Source organism: Hydrogenophaga palleronii, from assembly GCF_031457455.1.
In the GTDB taxonomy this organism is placed as follows: Bacteria; Pseudomonadota; Gammaproteobacteria; order Burkholderiales; family Burkholderiaceae_C; genus Hydrogenophaga; species Hydrogenophaga palleronii_A.
The window spans coordinates 124,899-140,790 of the sequence record NZ_JAVDWU010000001.1 but is presented as its reverse complement, the minus strand read 5'-3'; the positions used below and the strand labels follow the sequence as shown (position 1 = coordinate 140,790).

16 protein-coding genes are annotated in these 15,892 nt (G+C 64.1%); 7 read left to right on the top strand and 9 right to left on the bottom strand.

The genetic code is table 11. The annotated features are described in order from the left end of the window. The first annotated feature begins 24 nt into the window (after positions 1–24). Together J2W49_RS00735 and nadB are read left to right on the top strand one after the other, a co-directional pair. Positions 25–876 (top strand): segregation and condensation protein A, encoded by an 852-nt coding sequence (locus J2W49_RS00735; RefSeq protein ID WP_310310506.1) that lies wholly within the window; start codon positions 25–27, stop codon positions 874–876. A 213-nt stretch (positions 877–1,089) separates the two neighbouring features. Next, the gene (gene nadB, locus J2W49_RS00730) at positions 1,090–2,688 is read left to right on the top strand and encodes an L-aspartate oxidase (RefSeq protein ID WP_310310504.1); all 1,599 of its coding nucleotides are present in this window, start codon (positions 1,090–1,092) and stop codon (positions 2,686–2,688) included. A 5-nt stretch (positions 2,689–2,693) separates the two neighbouring features. Here nadB and J2W49_RS00725 read toward each other — a convergent pair whose 3' ends face one another. Genes J2W49_RS00725 through nadC form a run of 4 tightly spaced genes read right to left on the bottom strand, consistent with a single transcriptional unit; the run spans position 2,694 to position 7,583 of the window. Beyond that, positions 2,694–3,752, bottom strand: coding sequence for a serine hydrolase domain-containing protein (locus tag J2W49_RS00725; protein WP_310310502.1), 1,059 nt, complete (start codon positions 3,750–3,752; stop codon positions 2,694–2,696). Continuing rightward, positions 3,743–5,554, bottom strand: a complete 1,812-nt coding sequence (pabB, locus tag J2W49_RS00720) for an aminodeoxychorismate synthase component I (protein ID WP_310310499.1) — start codon at positions 5,552–5,554, stop codon at positions 3,743–3,745. The genes J2W49_RS00725 and pabB overlap by 10 nt, the downstream gene beginning before the upstream one ends. A gap of 13 nt (positions 5,555–5,567) precedes the next feature. Continuing rightward, the gene (gene nadA / locus J2W49_RS00715; protein ID WP_310310497.1) at positions 5,568–6,680 is read right to left on the bottom strand and encodes a quinolinate synthase NadA; all 1,113 of its coding nucleotides are present in this window, start codon (positions 6,678–6,680) and stop codon (positions 5,568–5,570) included. A 39-nt stretch (positions 6,681–6,719) separates the two neighbouring features. Next, positions 6,720–7,583, bottom strand: a complete 864-nt coding sequence (gene nadC / locus J2W49_RS00710) for a carboxylating nicotinate-nucleotide diphosphorylase (RefSeq protein WP_310310495.1) — start codon at positions 7,581–7,583, stop codon at positions 6,720–6,722. 69 nt (positions 7,584–7,652) lie between these two features. On the opposite strand from nadC, the gene panB reads away from it, so the two are divergent. Both panB and panC read left to right on the top strand, forming a co-directional pair. Beyond that, positions 7,653–8,543, top strand: a complete 891-nt coding sequence (panB, locus tag J2W49_RS00705; RefSeq protein WP_310310492.1) for a 3-methyl-2-oxobutanoate hydroxymethyltransferase — start codon at positions 7,653–7,655, stop codon at positions 8,541–8,543. An 84-nt stretch (positions 8,544–8,627) separates the two neighbouring features. Further along, a complete protein-coding gene (panC, locus tag J2W49_RS00700) occupies positions 8,628–9,494 on the top strand; it encodes a pantoate--beta-alanine ligase (RefSeq protein ID WP_310310490.1) in 867 nt (288 codons plus the stop codon). Between the two features lie 44 nt (positions 9,495–9,538). Here panC and J2W49_RS00695 read toward each other — a convergent pair whose 3' ends face one another. The 4 genes from J2W49_RS00695 to J2W49_RS00680 form a co-directional block, all read right to left on the bottom strand. After that, positions 9,539–10,573: an NAD(P)H-dependent glycerol-3-phosphate dehydrogenase gene (locus J2W49_RS00695; RefSeq protein WP_310310488.1), complete on the bottom strand. Its 1,035-nt coding sequence runs from the start codon at positions 10,571–10,573 to the stop codon at positions 9,539–9,541. 24 nt (positions 10,574–10,597) lie between these two features. Continuing rightward, on the bottom strand, positions 10,598–11,056 hold the full coding sequence (gene secB, locus J2W49_RS00690; protein ID WP_310310486.1) for a protein-export chaperone SecB: 459 nt from the start codon (positions 11,054–11,056) through the stop codon (positions 10,598–10,600). A gap of 98 nt (positions 11,057–11,154) precedes the next feature. Continuing rightward, on the bottom strand, positions 11,155–11,415 hold the full coding sequence (grxC, locus tag J2W49_RS00685) for a glutaredoxin 3 (protein WP_310310484.1): 261 nt from the start codon (positions 11,413–11,415) through the stop codon (positions 11,155–11,157). A 43-nt stretch (positions 11,416–11,458) separates the two neighbouring features. Next, complete coding sequence (locus tag J2W49_RS00680) at positions 11,459–11,869, bottom strand: rhodanese-like domain-containing protein (protein WP_310310482.1); 411 nt, start codon at positions 11,867–11,869, stop codon at positions 11,459–11,461. A gap of 139 nt (positions 11,870–12,008) precedes the next feature. On the opposite strand from J2W49_RS00680, the gene gpmA reads away from it, so the two are divergent. The 3 genes from gpmA to J2W49_RS00665 all read left to right on the top strand — a co-directional run bounded on the left by gpmA (position 12,009) and on the right by J2W49_RS00665 (position 15,212). Then, a complete protein-coding gene (gpmA, locus tag J2W49_RS00675; protein WP_310310480.1) occupies positions 12,009–12,752 on the top strand; it encodes a 2,3-diphosphoglycerate-dependent phosphoglycerate mutase in 744 nt (247 codons plus the stop codon). Between the two features lie 197 nt (positions 12,753–12,949). After that, entirely contained in the window at positions 12,950–14,422 is a 1,473-nt protein-coding gene (locus J2W49_RS00670) for a S41 family peptidase (protein WP_310312082.1), read from the top strand. Positions 14,423–14,453: 31 nt separating this feature from the next. Continuing rightward, the gene (locus tag J2W49_RS00665) at positions 14,454–15,212 is read left to right on the top strand and encodes a HesA/MoeB/ThiF family protein (protein ID WP_310310478.1); all 759 of its coding nucleotides are present in this window, start codon (positions 14,454–14,456) and stop codon (positions 15,210–15,212) included. Positions 15,213–15,230: 18 nt separating this feature from the next. Here the strand turns inward: J2W49_RS00665 and J2W49_RS00660 are convergent, their stop codons facing one another. Beyond that, complete coding sequence (locus J2W49_RS00660) at positions 15,231–15,803, bottom strand: thermonuclease family protein (RefSeq protein ID WP_310310476.1); 573 nt, start codon at positions 15,801–15,803, stop codon at positions 15,231–15,233. Between the last annotated feature and the right edge of the window lie 89 nt (positions 15,804–15,892).

The following is a 15,892-nucleotide window of genomic DNA, read 5'->3' as shown; positions in this document are numbered from 1 at the left end:
CCTCCGCTCGGCCCCGCGCCCACCATGAGCCAGGAGCCCCAAACGCTCGACGACGCGCCTGAAGGCCTGGAGGCCTTGTTGCCCAGCGTCGTCGATCACGTTGCCCTGGCCCGGCTGTATGGCGAGCCGCTGTTCACCATGCCGCGGGATCTGTACATCCCGCCGGACGCGCTGCAGATCTTTCTTGAAGCCTTTGAAGGCCCGCTGGACCTGCTGCTCTACCTGATCCGCAAGCAGAACTTCAACATCCTCGACATCCCGATGGCGGCGGTCACCCGCCAGTACCTCAGCTACGTGGACGAGATCCGCGCCGGCAACCTGGAGCTGGCGGCCGAGTATTTGCTGATGGCGGCCATGCTGATCGAGATCAAGTCGCGCATGCTGCTGCCGCCCAAGAAGACGGCCGAAGGCGAAGAGCCCGAAGACCCGCGCGCCGAGCTGGTGCGCCGTCTGCTCGAATACGAACAGATGAAGCTGGCCGCACAGCGCCTGGCCGACGCGCCGCAATATGGCCGTGATTTCCTGCGCGCCCAGGTGCACATCGAACAATCGCTGGCGCCCCGCTTCCCGGACGTGCACGTGCTCGACCTGCAAAGCGCCTGGCGCGACATCCTCAAGCGCGCCAAGCTGGTCCAGCACCACCGCATCAGCCGCGAGGAGCTGTCGGTGCGTGAACACATGAGCATCGTGCTGCGCCGCCTGCAGGGTCGCAAGTTCGTTGAATTCGGCGAACTGTTCGACCCCGAAAAGGGCTCTCCGGTGCTGGTGGTGACCTTCATAGCCATGCTGGAACTGGCCAAGGAAACCCTGATCGAGCTCACCCAGGCCGAAGCCTTCGCGCCCATCTACGTGCGCCTGGCCTATACACCCGCATGATTGCCCCCACGCTCCACCGCTGCGCGGGTCACTGCCCCCCGAGGGGGCTGACCTTGCTTGGGGCGGCCCTGCGCAAAGCCCGTATGCCCCCACGCTCCGCCGCTTGCGCGGGTCGCTGCCCCCCAGAGGGGCTGACCTTGCTTGGGGCGGCCCTGCGCTGCGGTCTGTCTGTTGCCCCCACGAAAGTCTTCTCCTGATCCGATTTCACCCGACATGACCGACCTGCACCGCTTCGACGTCCTCATCATCGGCAGCGGCCTGGCCGGTCTGACCGCCGCCCTGCACTTGGCCAGCACGCACCGGGTGGCGGTGGTCACCAAGCGTCAGGTCGAGGACGGTTCCAGCAACTGGGCCCAGGGCGGAATCGCTGCTGTACTCGGCGAAGGCGACACCGTGGCATCGCACATCGAAGACACGCTGATCGCAGGCGCCGGCCTGTGCGACCTCGAGGCCACCCGCTTCACCGTGGAGAATGCACCCGGTGCCATTGCCTGGCTGCGCGAGCTGGGCGTGCCCTTTTCCACGGAAAAAGGCGAACTGCATCTGACCCGCGAAGGCGGTCACAGCCACCGCCGCATCGTGCACGCCACCGATGCCACCGGCGCGGCCGTGCAGGCCACGCTGATCGAGCGCGTGCGCGCCACGCCCGGCATCACCCTGTTCGAACACCACATGCTGGTCGACCTCATCACCGACCGCAAGCTGCCGCACGCGCCCGACAGCACTCCTCGCTGCCTGGGCGCCTACGTGCTGGACGAAGAGCGCGACGAAGTCATCACCTTCAGCGCGTCACACACCATTTTGGCCACCGGCGGCGCCGGCAAGGTCTACCTCTACACCACCAACCCGGACACCGCCACTGGCGACGGCATCGCCGCCGCCTGGCGCGCAGGCTGCCGGGTGGGCAACATGGAATTCATCCAGTTCCACCCCACCTGCCTGTACCACCCGCACGCCAAAAGCTTCCTGATCACCGAAGCCGTGCGCGGTGAGGGCGGTCAACTCAAGCTGCCACCGCGACTGGGCAGCCACCGCTTCATGCCCGACCACGACCCACGCGCCGAACTGGCACCGCGCGACGTGGTGGCCCGTGCCATCGACTTCGAAATGAAGAAGCACGGCCTGGACTGCGTGCACCTGGACATCTCTCACGAAAGCCCCGAGTTCCTGCAGGAACACTTCCCCAACATCCTGGCCCGCTGCGCCGAATTGGGCATCGACATCACGCGGGAACCCATTCCCGTGGTGCCGGCGGCGCACTACACCTGCGGCGGCGTGGTCACCGACCTGAAGGGCCAGACCGACGTCGAAGGGCTGTATGCGGTGGGCGAAACCACCTGCACCGGCCTGCACGGGGCCAACCGGCTCGCCAGCAATTCCCTGGTGGAGTGCATGGTGTTCGCCCAGGCGGCCGTGAAATCGATCCGCCAGAGTGATGCCTCCCGGAGCCCCGCCCTGCCCCAATGGGACGTGAGCCGCGTCACCGACGCCGACGAACAGGTGGTGATCTCCCACAACTGGGACGAGCTGCGCCGCTTCATGTGGGACTACGTGGGCATCGTGCGCACCGACAAGCGGCTGGAGCGCGCGGCGCACCGCATCACCCTGCTACAGAGCGAAATTCACGAGTTCTATTCACAGTTCCACGTCACCCGCGACCTGCTGGAGCTGCGCAACCTGGTGCAGGTGGCCGACCTGATCGTGATGTCGGCCATGATGCGCCGCGAGAGCCGCGGCCTGCACTTCAGCCGCGACCACCCCGACCTGTTGCCTGAAGCCCGCCCCACCGTGCTGGTGCCGCCGGCGCGCTGATACGTTCACCCGTACCGGCGCACCAGCTCCAGCGCCTGCAGCATCAACCGGTACGGCCGCCCTCGCCCCGCGATCTGATTCACGGTGCCGGTGAGAGTGACGTTCATTTCCGGGCAGCGGAACGCAAAAGCACCTGAGATGCCCGAATGCCCCAGCAACTCAGGTGGCGCCCGCCAAGGCGAGAAGAGGCGCGGCAAGCGAAAGCGCAACAAGCCCACCCCCGACTGCAGCGGAAAGAAGATCCTGCACCAGTCCTGCAGTTCAACCACGTCACCAGGCGGGAACAAGCCCCCACCAAAAAATGCTTGTGCGAACGCCTGCATGTCCCGCGCGGTGGAAACTGCGCCGCCGTCCACCGGCATGCAGGCCATGGCCTGTGGCACCTCCAGCACGGCTGCGCCATGGCGCAGCGGCAAGACCGGCAAGCCGGGTTCATAGAACTGCGTGGCGTGCAACCCCAGCGGTCCAGTGACCAAGCGCTGCAGGGCGTCGTTCAAGGAAGTCCCGCTCACGCGTGCTATCACTTCACCCAGCAGGTAGAAGTTGGTGTCGGCATACAGGGCGCGCCGCCCCTCTCCGGGCGGAAAGTGGGGCTTCATCTCGTCCCTCGCCCAGCTCAACACGTCGGGCAAGCCATAGCTCACATCGCGCCCGGCCAGCAGCCCGTCGGCAAAGCGGCTGCCATCGCGCCGCCGACCCTCAAAATAATCTGGCAAACCCGAACGGTGCGACAGCAGGTGCCGCAGGGTGATCCGGCTGGTCAGGTCTTGTCCGCGCCAGCGGTGCAGGCCGGCCAGAAACCCCTCCGGGAAAAAGCCCACAACCGGGTCATCCAGCGACAACTGCCCTTCGGCCCGCAACCGCAAGATCATCGCGGTGGCCAGCAGCTTGGAAGTAGACGCCACGAAGTACGGGGTATCCACAGTGACTGGCACGCCTGCCCAAAAACCGGCAGATGCACACAACAACTCGCCGTCCCGCGCCAGGCACAGCACGGTCTCCTGCACTTGCCCACGGCCCAGTTGGGCCACCACCAACCGCTGCAAACGGTCACTCAGGTCCATGCGATGGCCTTGGCAATGGCCGCTGTGTCATCGACCGACCCTAGGCGCGCGGGCAACCAGCCTCGCAAGCTGTTGAAAAAAACCAGGCCTTGCGCCTGTGCCAGCGCCTCCAAACCGATGACACGCTCTACCAGACGGCCGCTGGAGAGCCCGATCTGACGCTGCACGCCGTTGAGCAGCCCGCCATGAAGCGAAGGCGTGCACCATTGGCCATCGATCTGCACCGCGATGTTGCCACGCGTACATTCGGTGAGCTCACCCGCCGTGTTCCACAACAAGGTGTCGAACACCTCGGGGTGTTGAGGTGCATGGGCTTCATAGTGGGCGCGCCGCGTGGTCTTGAAACGTGTGAACTCGCTGCCCGCTTCCTCGAAGGCCCTCGTCGCCACTTGCAAGCGCACCTCGCCTGAAGTGGACTGAAACACAAAGGCTTCGGCTTGGAGCTGGCCGCTGGCGTGCAGCAGCAGGCGCACGCGCCAGTTGCCTGCAGGGTGCCTTTGGGCAAGATCGTTCAAGGCGTCGTGCCAGGCCTGCGGCTGCCAAGCATGGCCGAAATGCTTGGCAGCCTGTGCCATGCGAGCCATGTGCAGCTCGGCATGCCGCGCCTGCCCGCTCTGCAGCAAGAGGGTTTCCAATATCTCGATCGGCTCGCGGGCCCGCTCCAGAAACCCGCGCTTCTGGCGCCATTCGACCCATTCGCCTTCGGTGGTGGATCCTGCCGTGATGCCGCTGCCAATGCCGCATCGCCAACTGGTGCCGCGAACGGTGGCGGTCCGGATGGCCACATTGAACGTGGCCACACCACCGGGCTGAACCACACCGACTGCGCCGCAATACACACCACGCGGCTCAGGCTCCAGCGCGCGGATCTGGCGCATCGCCTGCAGTTTGGGGGCACCCGTCACAGAACCGCAAGGAAACAGCGCGGCAAAAATGTCATCCAGCTGCACGCCGGGCCGGGTTCGGGCGGTGACATCCGACGTCATCTGCCACACCGTGGGCCAGCCTTTCACATCGAACAGCGCCGGCACCTTCACCGTGTGGGGCAGCGCCACGCGCGAGAGGTCGTTGCGCAGCAGGTCGACGATCATCACGTTCTCGGCACGGTCCTTTTCCGAGCTTTGCAAAGCCTCTTTGAGAGCCAGGTCGTCGGCGGGATGTGATCCCCGCGCCGCCGTGCCTTTCATGGGGCGTGCCAGCAGGCTCTTTCCGTTCCAATGGAAAAACAATTCAGGCGAGACGCTCAGGACCTGCTCCTGACCATCGTCAAGATAAGCCGCATAACCGCCAGGCTGGGCACGACGCAGCCGCTGGAACCATTGAAACGCATCGCCCTGCAAGGTGCCGTGAAGGGCGGCTGTGTGATTGACCTGGTACAGCTCACCCGCGCTGATGGCCGATTGGATGCGTTCAAGGCAGGTGTCGAACGCCGTTCGGTCCGGTTCGGTCGTGCAGGGCGCGAGCGTCACACCCCCGGAAAGATCACACTGAGACCAGGCTTCAGTCGCCAAGGGCGCCTCGTGCACCGCAAACCAGGCCAGTGGTCCGTCCGCAGGATGCACCACCATGGCGGGATCAAAAGCAGGCGCCGCTTCATAGCGCACGTACCCCACACACCAGCTACCCCGCAAAGATGCTTCGTGGACCCGTTGCAGAACAGTCACCACCTCTTCGAGGGCGTGCGCCACCAGGCAACGGGAAGGCTCACCAAATGCCAGTCGAAGAGGCTCGCTGCCTTCCGTTTGCAAGGGTGAAACAAAATCGATCCAGGCGCTGATCCGGCCCGTGGGCGCCTGGCTCACCTGCACAAACCTCTCAGGCCGCGCCAATGTTCGGCACCAGCGCCCCCGGGTTCTGCCCCCCGCGCTGCGCAGCCGTGAAGGCCAGCATGCGGTCGATCGGCAGGCGGGCGCGTTCGATCAGCGCGGCATCCACTTCGATGCGGTTCAGGCCTTTTTCAAGCACCTGCGCCACGCCCGCCAGGCCGTTCATGGCCATCCAGGGGCAATGTGCGCAACTCTTGCAGGTGGCGCTGTTACCGGCCGTGGGCGCTTCGATGAATTGCTTGCCCGGGTTCTGCTGGCGCAGCATGTGCATCATGCCGTTGTCGGTGGCCACGATGAAGGCTGGCGCATCCATTTCCCGTGCGGCTTTCAGGATGGCCGATGTGGAACCCACGGCATCGGCCAGTGCGATCACATCGGCCGGGCTCTCCGGGTGCACCAGCACCTTGGCCTGGGGATGTTCCTTCTTCAAGGCCTCCAGTTCGAAGGCCTTGAACTCGTCGTGCACGATGCATGAGCCGCTCCACATGACCATGTCGGCCCCGGTTTCTCGCTGGATGTAGGCACCCAGGTGCTTGTCGGGCGCCCACAAGATCTTGTGGCCTTTGTCCTTGAGCGCACGCACGATGTCCAGCGCGCAGCTCGACGTGACCAGCCAGTCCGAGCGCGCCTTCACCGCCGCGCTGGTGTTGGCGTACACCACCACCGTGCGGTCAGGGTGGGCGTCGCAGAACGCGCTGAATTCATCGATGGGGCAGCCAAGGTCGAGCGAGCAGTTGGCGTCCAGATCGGGCATCAGCACCGTCTTCTCGGGCGAGAGAATCTTGGCCGTCTCGCCCATGAAACGCACACCGGAAACCACCAGCGTCTGCGCCGCATGATCGCGACCAAAACGCGCCATTTCCAGCGAATCGCTGACGATGCCACCGGTTTCCACCGCCAGGTCCTGCAGATCGGGGTGCACGTAGTAGTGCGACACCATCACCGCATTGCGCTCCTTGAGCAACTGGCGAATGCGCTCCTTGAGCGCCGCACGCTGCTTCGGCCCCGGCTCCACCGGCACGCGCGCCCAGGCGTGCTGCGTGGGGCAGGCGGGTTGTTCGTATTCAACGTCGATCACATCGCTGGAGTCGCTGGGTGTCATGGTGGTCTGCCTTGCGTTCGTGCGAGGAGTAGAAAGGGCTCAAATGGCCTCGAAGCGCATTGAAAAATCGATCGCCTTGATGTCCTTGGTGAGGGCTCCGATGGAGATGCGGTCAACACCGGTTTCTGCAAGTGCGTGCACGGTCTGCAGGTTCACGCCTCCGGAAATCTCCAGAATGGCGCGCCCGGCATTGCGACGAACCGCCTCATTCAATGTGGCCAGGTCCATGTTGTCGAGCAGCACCATGGTGGCGCCGCACGACAGCGCCTCATCCAGTTGCTCCAGGGTCTCCACCTCGATTTCGACAAAGCGGGCCTCCGGCACGGTGTCGCGGACCCGCTGCAGCACGTTGGCAATGCCGCCGGCTGCAGCGATGTGGTTTTCCTTGATCAGCACCGCATCGTACAAACCCACGCGATGGTTGACGCCGCCCCCTGTGGTCACGGCGTATTTCTGTGCCAGACGCAGGCCAGGCAAGGTTTTTCGGGTGTCCACGATCTGGGCGCGTGTGCCAGCGACCGCTGCCTTGTAGGCAGCCGTCTGGGTGGCCACTGCCGACAGCAGCTGCAGGAAATTGAGCGCGGTTCGTTCGGCCGTGAGCAGCGGCCGGGCAAATCCATCAATTTCAAGAACGGTCTGATCCGCCGAACACCGCTCGCCCTCTTTCACCTGCCAGTTCAGGCGGGCCTCTGGGTCACAGGCCAGCACCGCCGCCTCCACCCACGCGGCGCCACAAATCACGGCGTCTTCACGGGCCACAATGCGGGCGCAGGCCCGGCGGGAACCATCGACGAGCGCAGCGGTGAGGTCACCGCCACCGACATCCTCGGCCAAGGCACGGCTGACATCGGAAAGCGCCAGTTCTGCCAAATCGCTTGCGCTGAATTCAGAGAGGTGTTTCATAGGGGCCAAGCATAACGGGATCGAATATAGTGCCCCCCATCTGTGGTCTATGCCGACAGGGAACCGAACATGAACCCAAGCGCCTCCGCCTCCCCTCCCACCGGCACGCCCTATGGCACGCTGCCGTCGGCCTCGCCACTGCCGCAGCGCAAGCCGGTGAGCCTGCCGCGCCTGCATGAAATGCGTGAGCGAGGTGAAAAAATCACCATGCTGACGGCCTACGACGCGACGTTTGCGGCGGTCGCCGATGCGGCCGGCGTGGAGTGCATTCTGGTTGGCGATTCGCTGGGCATGGTGTGCCAGGGCTTGTCCAGCACCGTCGGTGTCACGCTTGAAACCATGCGCTACCACACCGAAAGCGTGGTGCGCGGTCTGCAACGCGTGCAAGCCACCGCCTGGGTGATCGGTGACCTGCCCTTCGGCAGCTACCATGAGTCAAAGGAGCAGGCCCTGCGCAGCGCCGCGGAGTTGATGCGCGCCGGCGCTCACATGGTCAAGCTCGAAGGCGGCGGATGGACCGCCGAGACCGTGCGTTTCCTGGTGGAACGCGGCATCCCGGTGTGTGCCCATCTGGGCCTGACCCCCCAGACCGTGCACGCCCTGGGCGGTTACCGGGTGCAGGGTCGGGGCGACGCGTCCGCCTTGCAACTCAAGCGCCAGGCGCTGGAGCTTCAGGACGCCGGGGCAGCGATGCTGGTGCTGGAAATGGTGCCGGCCGTGCTTTCCAAAGAAATCACCGAACAGCTCCAGACCTGCCACACCATCGGCATCGGTGCTGGCAAGGACACCGCCGGTCAGGTGCTGGTCATGCACGACATGCTGGGCATCAATCTGGGCAAAAATCCAAAGTTTGTTCGCAACTTCATGGAGGGACAGGCCAGCGTGCGCGATGCCATGGCCGCCTACGTGGCGGCCGTGAAAAACGGCAGCTTCCCGGACAACTCGCTACATGCTTGGTAGCACCTCTTCGCTGCACCAGTTACCCGCACCGAGCCAGTCGAAGGGCGGTTCCGCGGCAGCCCTTGAACGAACGGCTTTCTTCTCATGCAAATCGTCCACACCATCGAAGACCTGCGCGCAGCCCTGCGGCCCTACGACTCACCGGCCTTTGTGGCCACCATGGGCAATTTGCACCAGGGCCATATGGCGCTGGTCCGCACAGCCAAACCGCTCGGTGACGTGACCGTGGCCAGCATCTTTGTGAACCGCCTGCAGTTTGCGCCGCACGAAGACTTTGACACCTACCCCCGCACGCTCGAGGCCGACTGCGATCAATTGGCATCTACCGGTTGCGATGTGGTGTTTGCGCCGTCGGAAAAAGACCTCTATCCGGAACCGCAGGGCTTCAAGGTGCACCCGCCGCCCGAACTGGCCGACATCCTGGAAGGTCATTTCCGGCCCGGTTTTTTTGTGGGCGTGTGCACCGTGGTGATGAAGTTGTTCCAGTGCGTGTTCTCTGAAGCCAAAGGTCCGCGCCACGCTGTGTTCGGCAAGAAGGACTACCAGCAGCAGATGGTCATCCGGAACATGGTGCAGCAGCTTGCCCTGCCCGTGAACATCGTGGGTGCCGAGACGCAGCGCGCGGAAGACGGCCTGGCCCTGAGTTCGCGCAATGGGTATTTGAGCGATACCGAAAGGACCGAAGCGGTGCATCTGTCGCTGGCCTTGCGTTCACTGGCTCGTGATGCCCTGGCGGCTGCCGACGGCCTGCCCGCCCAGAGAGAGGCGCTGGAAGAGCGCGCCATGCACGCCCTGTCGCAGCGCGGGTGGCAACCCGACTACCTGACGGTCCGACGCCGCTGCGATCTCCAGGTGCCGCAAGCGCTGGACGCCACCTCCGCCCAGCGGCTGGTTGTGTTGGGTGCCGCCCGGCTGGGCAGCACGCGCCTGATCGACAATTTCGAGGTGTAGTCGTGGCGACTGGGAAGACCTCGCAATGTGGAGATGCGGGGAGCTTACAGCGCTTCCTGCTTCGGGTCGCGCCCCATCAGCACGGCCAGGGCCTGCGCTGGCTGCAGCCGCGCATCCAGCAAATCGACCACGGCTTCGCTGATCGGCATGTCCACACCCAGCAGGCGCGCGCGCTGCACCACGGTTTGCGCACTGTATACACCTTCGGCCACATGGCCCAGTGAATCCACGGCCTGCCTCAAGCTGAGCCCTTGCGCCAACAGCTGACCCACGCGCCGGTTGCGTGAGAGGTCGCCTGTGGCGGTCAGCACCAGATCACCGAGGCCGGACAACCCCATGAAGGTGTCGGCACGCGCACCCAGCGCCAGCCCCAGCCGGGTCATCTCTGCCAGCCCGCGGGTGACCAAAGCCGCTCGGGCATTCAGTCCCAGTTTCAAGCCATCGCACAGGCCGGTGGCAATGGCCAGCACGTTCTTGACGGCACCGCCCACTTCCACGCCCACCAGGTCTTCGTTGCCGTACACCCGCAAGGCTGGACCATGGAACGCCGTCACCAGTGCCTCACGCACACCGGCATGCTCGCTGGCCGCCACCAGCGCGGTCGGCTGGCCCAGCGCCACCTCCTGCGCAAAACTGGGCCCACTGAGCACACCCGCCTTGAGCAACGGCGCCACGCGGGCCTGGATCTCATGGCCCAGCAGACCCACGGGCTGATCCGGCCCCTGAGGCGACTCGAACCCTTTGCAGAGCCAGGCGACGGGTCCGGTGTGTTCGCGCAGCCCGGTCAACACAGCGCGCAGCCCGGCCATGGGCGTCCCAATGATCACCAGATCGTCTTGCCCGAGCCTTTGCATGACCGCGTCGGACACGGCTTTCAGGGGCACGGCATCTACGATCAGCCCATGTGGAAAAGCCACCCCCGGCAAGTAGCGGCGGTTTTCGCGCACCGCCTGCATGTCCTGGGCCTGGGCAGCGTCGCGCGCCCAGAGGCTCACTTCACGATCAGCACCTGCCAGACGGGCGGCACTCACCGCCAGCGCGGTGCCCCAAGCCCCCGCACCGAGCACAACAATCTTCATTGCGCTGGATCCAGCGAACGGGCGTTACTGCGTGACGATGCGCGGCGCGTCTTCGGCGGCCTGCGCCTGTTGCTGCTCGTACATGGCCTGGAAATTGATCTCGGCCAGGTGCACGGGCGGAAAGCCGCCGCGCTGGATCAGGTCGGCCACGTTGGAGCGCAGGTAGGGATAAACGATCTGCGGGCAAGCGATGCCCATGATGGGGCCCATCTGCTCTTCGGGCAGGTTGCGGATCTCGAAGATGCCGGCCTGCTTGGCTTCCACCAGAAAGACCGTCTTGTCCTTGATCTTGGTGGTCACGGTGGCGGTGACGCAAATTTCATAGACACCGTCTGCAGCGGGGCTGGCCTCAACGCCAAGCTGGATGTCCACGGAAGGCTGTTCCTGCTCCAGCAGGATGGCGGGAGAGTTCGGCTGTTCCAACGAAGCTTCCTTCAGGTAGACACGCTGGATCTGGAAAGTGGGTTCTTGGTTGTCGGCCATGGTGGTGTCTCGATAAGTAAAACGAAGCCCGCAGCGGTGGTATTCGTCCGCAGCGGGCACTGATGGGGGATTATGTCAGCCCCAACGGCAAGGGCTGCTCAATCCGCCTGGAGCATGGGCACCAAGCCACCCCGGGCGTCGAGCGCGTGCAGGTCATCGCAGCCACCCACATGGGTTTCGCCAATGAAGATTTGCGGCACGCTGGTGCGTCCGGTGCGCTCTGTCATCTGGGCGCGCAGCGCCTGCTGGCCGTCCACATACACCTCCTTCAGATCGACCACACCGTGCCGCTGGAGCAAGGCCTTGGCCCGGCTGCAGAAGGGGCAATAAGCGCTGGTGTACATCGTGACGGTGGCCATGGATTCTCCTGGATCAGACTAAAAATAAAAAAGAAACAAATGATCAGGCCTTTTCCACCGGCAGGCTGGCCGCTCGCCACGCCCCCATGCCACCCGAGAGGGAATGGGCATTCTCATAACCCAGCTTCTTGGCGATGGCCAAGGCCCGGTTGGAACGCGCCCCGGTGGCGCACACCAGAATCACCGGCGTGGCCTTGTTCTTCACGGTACCGGGCAGCTTCGTCTCCAGGTCGGCCAGGGGAACGTGCTTGGCACCAATGACGTGTCCGGCGGCGAATTCAGCGGCTTCGCACACATCCACCACCACCGCCTTGTCCCGGTTCATCAGCATCACGGCCTCGGTGGGTTTGAGCGATCCAGCGCGACCACCCGCTGAGACCGCCGGCCACACCAGCATGGCGCCAGCGGCAAAGGCCACAGCAATCAAAATCCAGTTTTCGATGAAGAAACTCACAGGGGTACCCTTTCTAGACAACCTGGGATTTTAGAATGTCTGGCTGTCCTGCGTGGCGACCGCCGCCAACAGTCAGCCGACGCCCCTGTGTGCCGGGCTTTGCCCGATCGCTTTTTCAGTTCAATCCGACTCACTGCCCATGTACAAACTTGTCCTGATTCGCCATGGCGAATCCACCTGGAACCTCGAAAACCGATTCACCGGCTGGACCGACGTGGACCTGACCGCCACGGGTCTGGAACAAGCCAAGAACGCGGGCCGGCTGCTCAAGGCCGAGGGCTATGACTTCGATCTGGCCTACACCAGCGTGCTCAAGCGGGCGACCCGCACCCTGTGGCACACACTCGACGAAATGGACCGCACCTGGCTGCCCGTGGTGCACAGCTGGCGCCTCAATGAGCGGCACTATGGCGCCCTGCAGGGTCTGAACAAGGCAGAAGTCGCCAAACAGTATGGCGATGAGCAGGTGCTGATCTGGCGGCGCAGCTACGACACCCCCCCGCCGGCACTGGAGCCGAACGACCTGCGCTGCGAACGCCACGACCGCCGCTACGAAAAGCTGGGCCCGAACGAGGTTCCGCTGACCGAATGCCTCAAGGACACCGTGGCACGCGTGCTGCCGTTCTGGAACGAATCCATGGCCCCGGCCATCCGCGCCGGCAAGCGCGTGGTGGTGGCTGCCCATGGCAACAGCATCCGGGCGTTGGTCAAGTACCTGGACGGCGTGTCGGACACCGACATCGTCAACCTGAACATCCCGAACGGGATTCCGCTGGTCTATGAGCTCGACGCCGCCCTGCAGCCGATCAGGAGCCACTACCTGGGCGATCCGGAAGCCATTGCAAAGGCCGCTGCGGCCGTGGCGGCGCAGGGCAAGGCCTGAGAACTCTGGCAACGAGGTGGCGCGCAGGAGAGCGTATATCGCCGAAATGCCACCGTTGGGCAGGCACATCGCACGTGTGTGACGGGCTTTGCGGAACTGAAGGCCTGGACACCGCTCGAAGGTGTATATTGGCTCGCCAGTGGGCCAACCGTGCTTGGCGCTGGTGTTAATTTCAGGATATTTCGATGGGCAAACAAGTGAGTCACAAGCTGAGAATCGCAGGCTGGGTGGCCATTGGTGCGGTGGCAGGGGCGCTCACCACGGTGCAGTTCCAGGCCGTGGCCAGGGGCACCATGGCGCCGTTGCCACTGGAAGAGCTGCAACAGCTCGCTGCCGTGTTTGGCATGGTCAAGAGCGACTATGTCGAACCCGTGGATGAGAAGAAGCTCATTTCGGACGCAATTACGGGTATGGTCGCCAGCCTGGACCCCCATTCCCAGTACTTCGACAAGAAGTCCTTCAAGGAATTCCGCGAGGGCACCAGCGGGCGCTTCGTGGGTGTGGGCATCGAAATCTCCATGGAAGACGGCCTGGTCAAGGTGGTCTCGCCCATTGAAGACTCGCCCGCCTTCCGTGCAGGCCTGAAACCCGGCGACCTGATCACCAAGATCGACGACACCATGGTCAAGGGCCTGGCAATCAACGACGCAGTGAAGCTGATGCGCGGGGAACCTCGCACCAAGGTGCTGCTCACCATCTTCCGCAAGGATGAGAACCGCACTTTCTCGGTCACCATCACGCGCGAAGAGATCAAGACCCAGAGCGTGAAGACCAAGGTGGTTGAGCCCGGATATGCCTGGGTTCGCGTCTCGCAATTCCAGGAACGCACCATTGAGGACTTTGCGCGCCGCGTCGAGGACATCTACAAGGCCGACCCCAACATCAAGGGCATGGTGCTTGACCTGCGCAACGACCCGGGCGGTCTGCTTGACGCGGCGGTGGCACTGTCGGCCGCCTTCCTGCCAGAAAACGTGACGGTGGTGTCCACCAACGGGCAACTGGAAGACAGCAAGTTCATCTACAAGGCGGTGCCCCAGCACTACCTGCGCAGGGGCGGCGCCGACCCCATTCGCCGCCTCACCGAAGCCACCAAGGGCGCCTTGCGTACCGTGCCTTTGGTGGTGCTGGTGAACGAGGGTTCGGCATCCGCCAGTGAAATCGTTGCTGGTGCACTCCAGGACTACAAACGCGCCACGATCATGGGTAGCCAGACCTTCGGCAAGGGCTCGGTCCAGACGGTGCGGCCCCTGGGACCGGACACCGGCCTGAAGCTCACCACGGCCCGCTACTACACCCCGTTGGGAACATCCATCCAGGCCAAAGGCATCGTGCCCGACGTGCTGGTGGACGAAACGGCTGAAGGCAATGTGTTTGCTGCCCTGCGGACCCGCGAAGCGGATCTGCAGAAGCACCTGGGCAACGGCAATGGAGCAGCTCCACCGATGACGGACGCCCAACGGGCAGCCGAACAGCGCCGGGACCAGGACCGGGAAGAAGCGCGTCTGCGACTTGAGGAAGAAGCGCGCAAGAACCCGGGGCAGCGCCTCGTGCCCGAATTCGGCAGCGAGCAGGACTTCCAATTGCAGCAAGCCCTGAACCAGCTCAAAGGGCAGGCGGTGCTCGTGAGCAAGACACAAACTGTTCGACCCGAAGAGAAAACCGCGAACTGACTGTCTTGGCCGAAGCTGGCAGACTCCACCCTTGAACGACGAGCAGCTTCTTCGCTATTCGCGGCACATCCTGCTCAACGAACTGGGCGTCGAAGGGCAGGAAAAGCTGCTTGCCTCTCACGCGCTGGTGGTGGGTGCCGGTGGTCTGGGGTCACCGGTGGTGCTTTACCTGGGCAGTGCGGGCGTCGGTCGCATCACCATCGTTGACCACGACACGGTCGACGCCACCAATCTCCAGCGCCAGATCGCGCACAACCTGGCACGCGTCGGACATCCCAAGGCTGAATCTGCCCGCGACGCGATCACGGCCATCAACCCCGATGTGGTGGTGCACGTGGTCAACCAGCGGGCAGACCCTGGGATGTTGAACCAACTGGTGGCGCAGGCCGACGTGGTGCTCGACTGCACGGACAACTTCGAGACCCGCCATGCCATCAACCGTGCGTGTGTGGTGCACGGAAAACCGCTGGTTTCTGGCGCGGCCATTCGCATGGATGGTCAGCTCAGCGTATTTGATCCCCGGCAGCCGGGCAACCCCTGCTATGCCTGCGTGTTTCCTGAAACCAGCGGCGTGGAGGAAACGCGTTGCGCCACCATGGGCGTGTTTGCGCCGTTGGTGGGCATCGTGGGCACGCTGCAGGCGGCCGAAGCGCTCAAGTTGCTCACGGGCATCGGTTCGCGCCTGGTGGGGCGGCTGATGATGATCGACGGCCGGGACATGGCGTTCAACGAGATTGCCCTACCGCAAAACCCCCATTGCGGGGTGTGCGGCCCGCCTCAAGAACACTGAACCAGGGGAAAGAGTCAATCAAGGCAGGGGACAAGGCCCATGGCGGCGACGGAAGTCGCGTGGCAGTTCCGGTGTGGGACCGGAAAATATTCCTCTGCGATGTTTGCGAGCCACCTCCTCTTCCTTGGCGTAAGGACCCAGACTGCGCCGCCAGCGGTAGGACCAGGCATGGCCGGCACCGACGAGTCGGGCCGAAACATCCACACCATCCACGCTCAAACGCACCAGCGCCCGCCCGTAATCGTCATAGCGGCGTACCTCCACGCGCACCTCCTGCGCCGTCACCATGGTCGCCAGCGCGTCACGTGACGCCACACCGCCAGCCTGACAAATCTCGGGCGCATCAATGCCATCCAGCCGCAGCTTGCGGTAGCGCCCACCCGCAAGGGGCCGTACCCAAAGAGTGTCTCCATCAAAAACCCGGGTCACCTTGGCCAGATACACCTTCCCTTCGGTGCTGATTTGCCGCTCGCGGTGGTTGTCTGAGGCACTCGCAAGCGCCACAGCCAGAGAGAGGCCAAAGAACAGGAGCAAGCGAGCGGACCACGGTCGCGAAAGAAGCTCCGTGGACGCGAATCGAAAATGGCTCATGCAGCGAGTCTGCCATCTCTGAAGACGGCTTTCCCGTGAACCGCTGCGAGTCCGTTTCCTTGAATGCGCTTTCAATGCCTCCAACGGCA

Coding starts and splice junctions, on each gene's coding strand:
- J2W49_RS00735 (WP_310310506.1), top strand. CDS start 25: ATGAGCCAGGAGCCCCAAACGCTCGACGACGCGCCTGAAGGCCTGGAG.
- nadB (WP_310310504.1), top strand. CDS start 1,090: ATGACCGACCTGCACCGCTTCGACGTCCTCATCATCGGCAGCGGCCTG.
- J2W49_RS00725 (WP_310310502.1), bottom strand. CDS start 3,752: ATGGACCTGAGTGACCGTTTGCAGCGGTTGGTGGTGGCCCAACTGGGC.
- nadA (WP_310310497.1), bottom strand. CDS start 6,680: ATGACACCCAGCGACTCCAGCGATGTGATCGACGTTGAATACGAACAA.
- nadC (WP_310310495.1), bottom strand. CDS start 7,583: ATGAAACACCTCTCTGAATTCAGCGCAAGCGATTTGGCAGAACTGGCG.
- panB (WP_310310492.1), top strand. CDS start 7,653: ATGAACCCAAGCGCCTCCGCCTCCCCTCCCACCGGCACGCCCTATGGC.
- panC (WP_310310490.1), top strand. CDS start 8,628: ATGCAAATCGTCCACACCATCGAAGACCTGCGCGCAGCCCTGCGGCCC.
- J2W49_RS00695 (WP_310310488.1), bottom strand. CDS start 10,573: ATGAAGATTGTTGTGCTCGGTGCGGGGGCTTGGGGCACCGCGCTGGCG.
- secB (WP_310310486.1), bottom strand. CDS start 11,056: ATGGCCGACAACCAAGAACCCACTTTCCAGATCCAGCGTGTCTACCTG.
- grxC (WP_310310484.1), bottom strand. CDS start 11,415: ATGGCCACCGTCACGATGTACACCAGCGCTTATTGCCCCTTCTGCAGC.
- gpmA (WP_310310480.1), top strand. CDS start 12,009: ATGTACAAACTTGTCCTGATTCGCCATGGCGAATCCACCTGGAACCTC.
- J2W49_RS00660 (WP_310310476.1), bottom strand. CDS start 15,803: ATGAGCCATTTTCGATTCGCGTCCACGGAGCTTCTTTCGCGACCGTGG.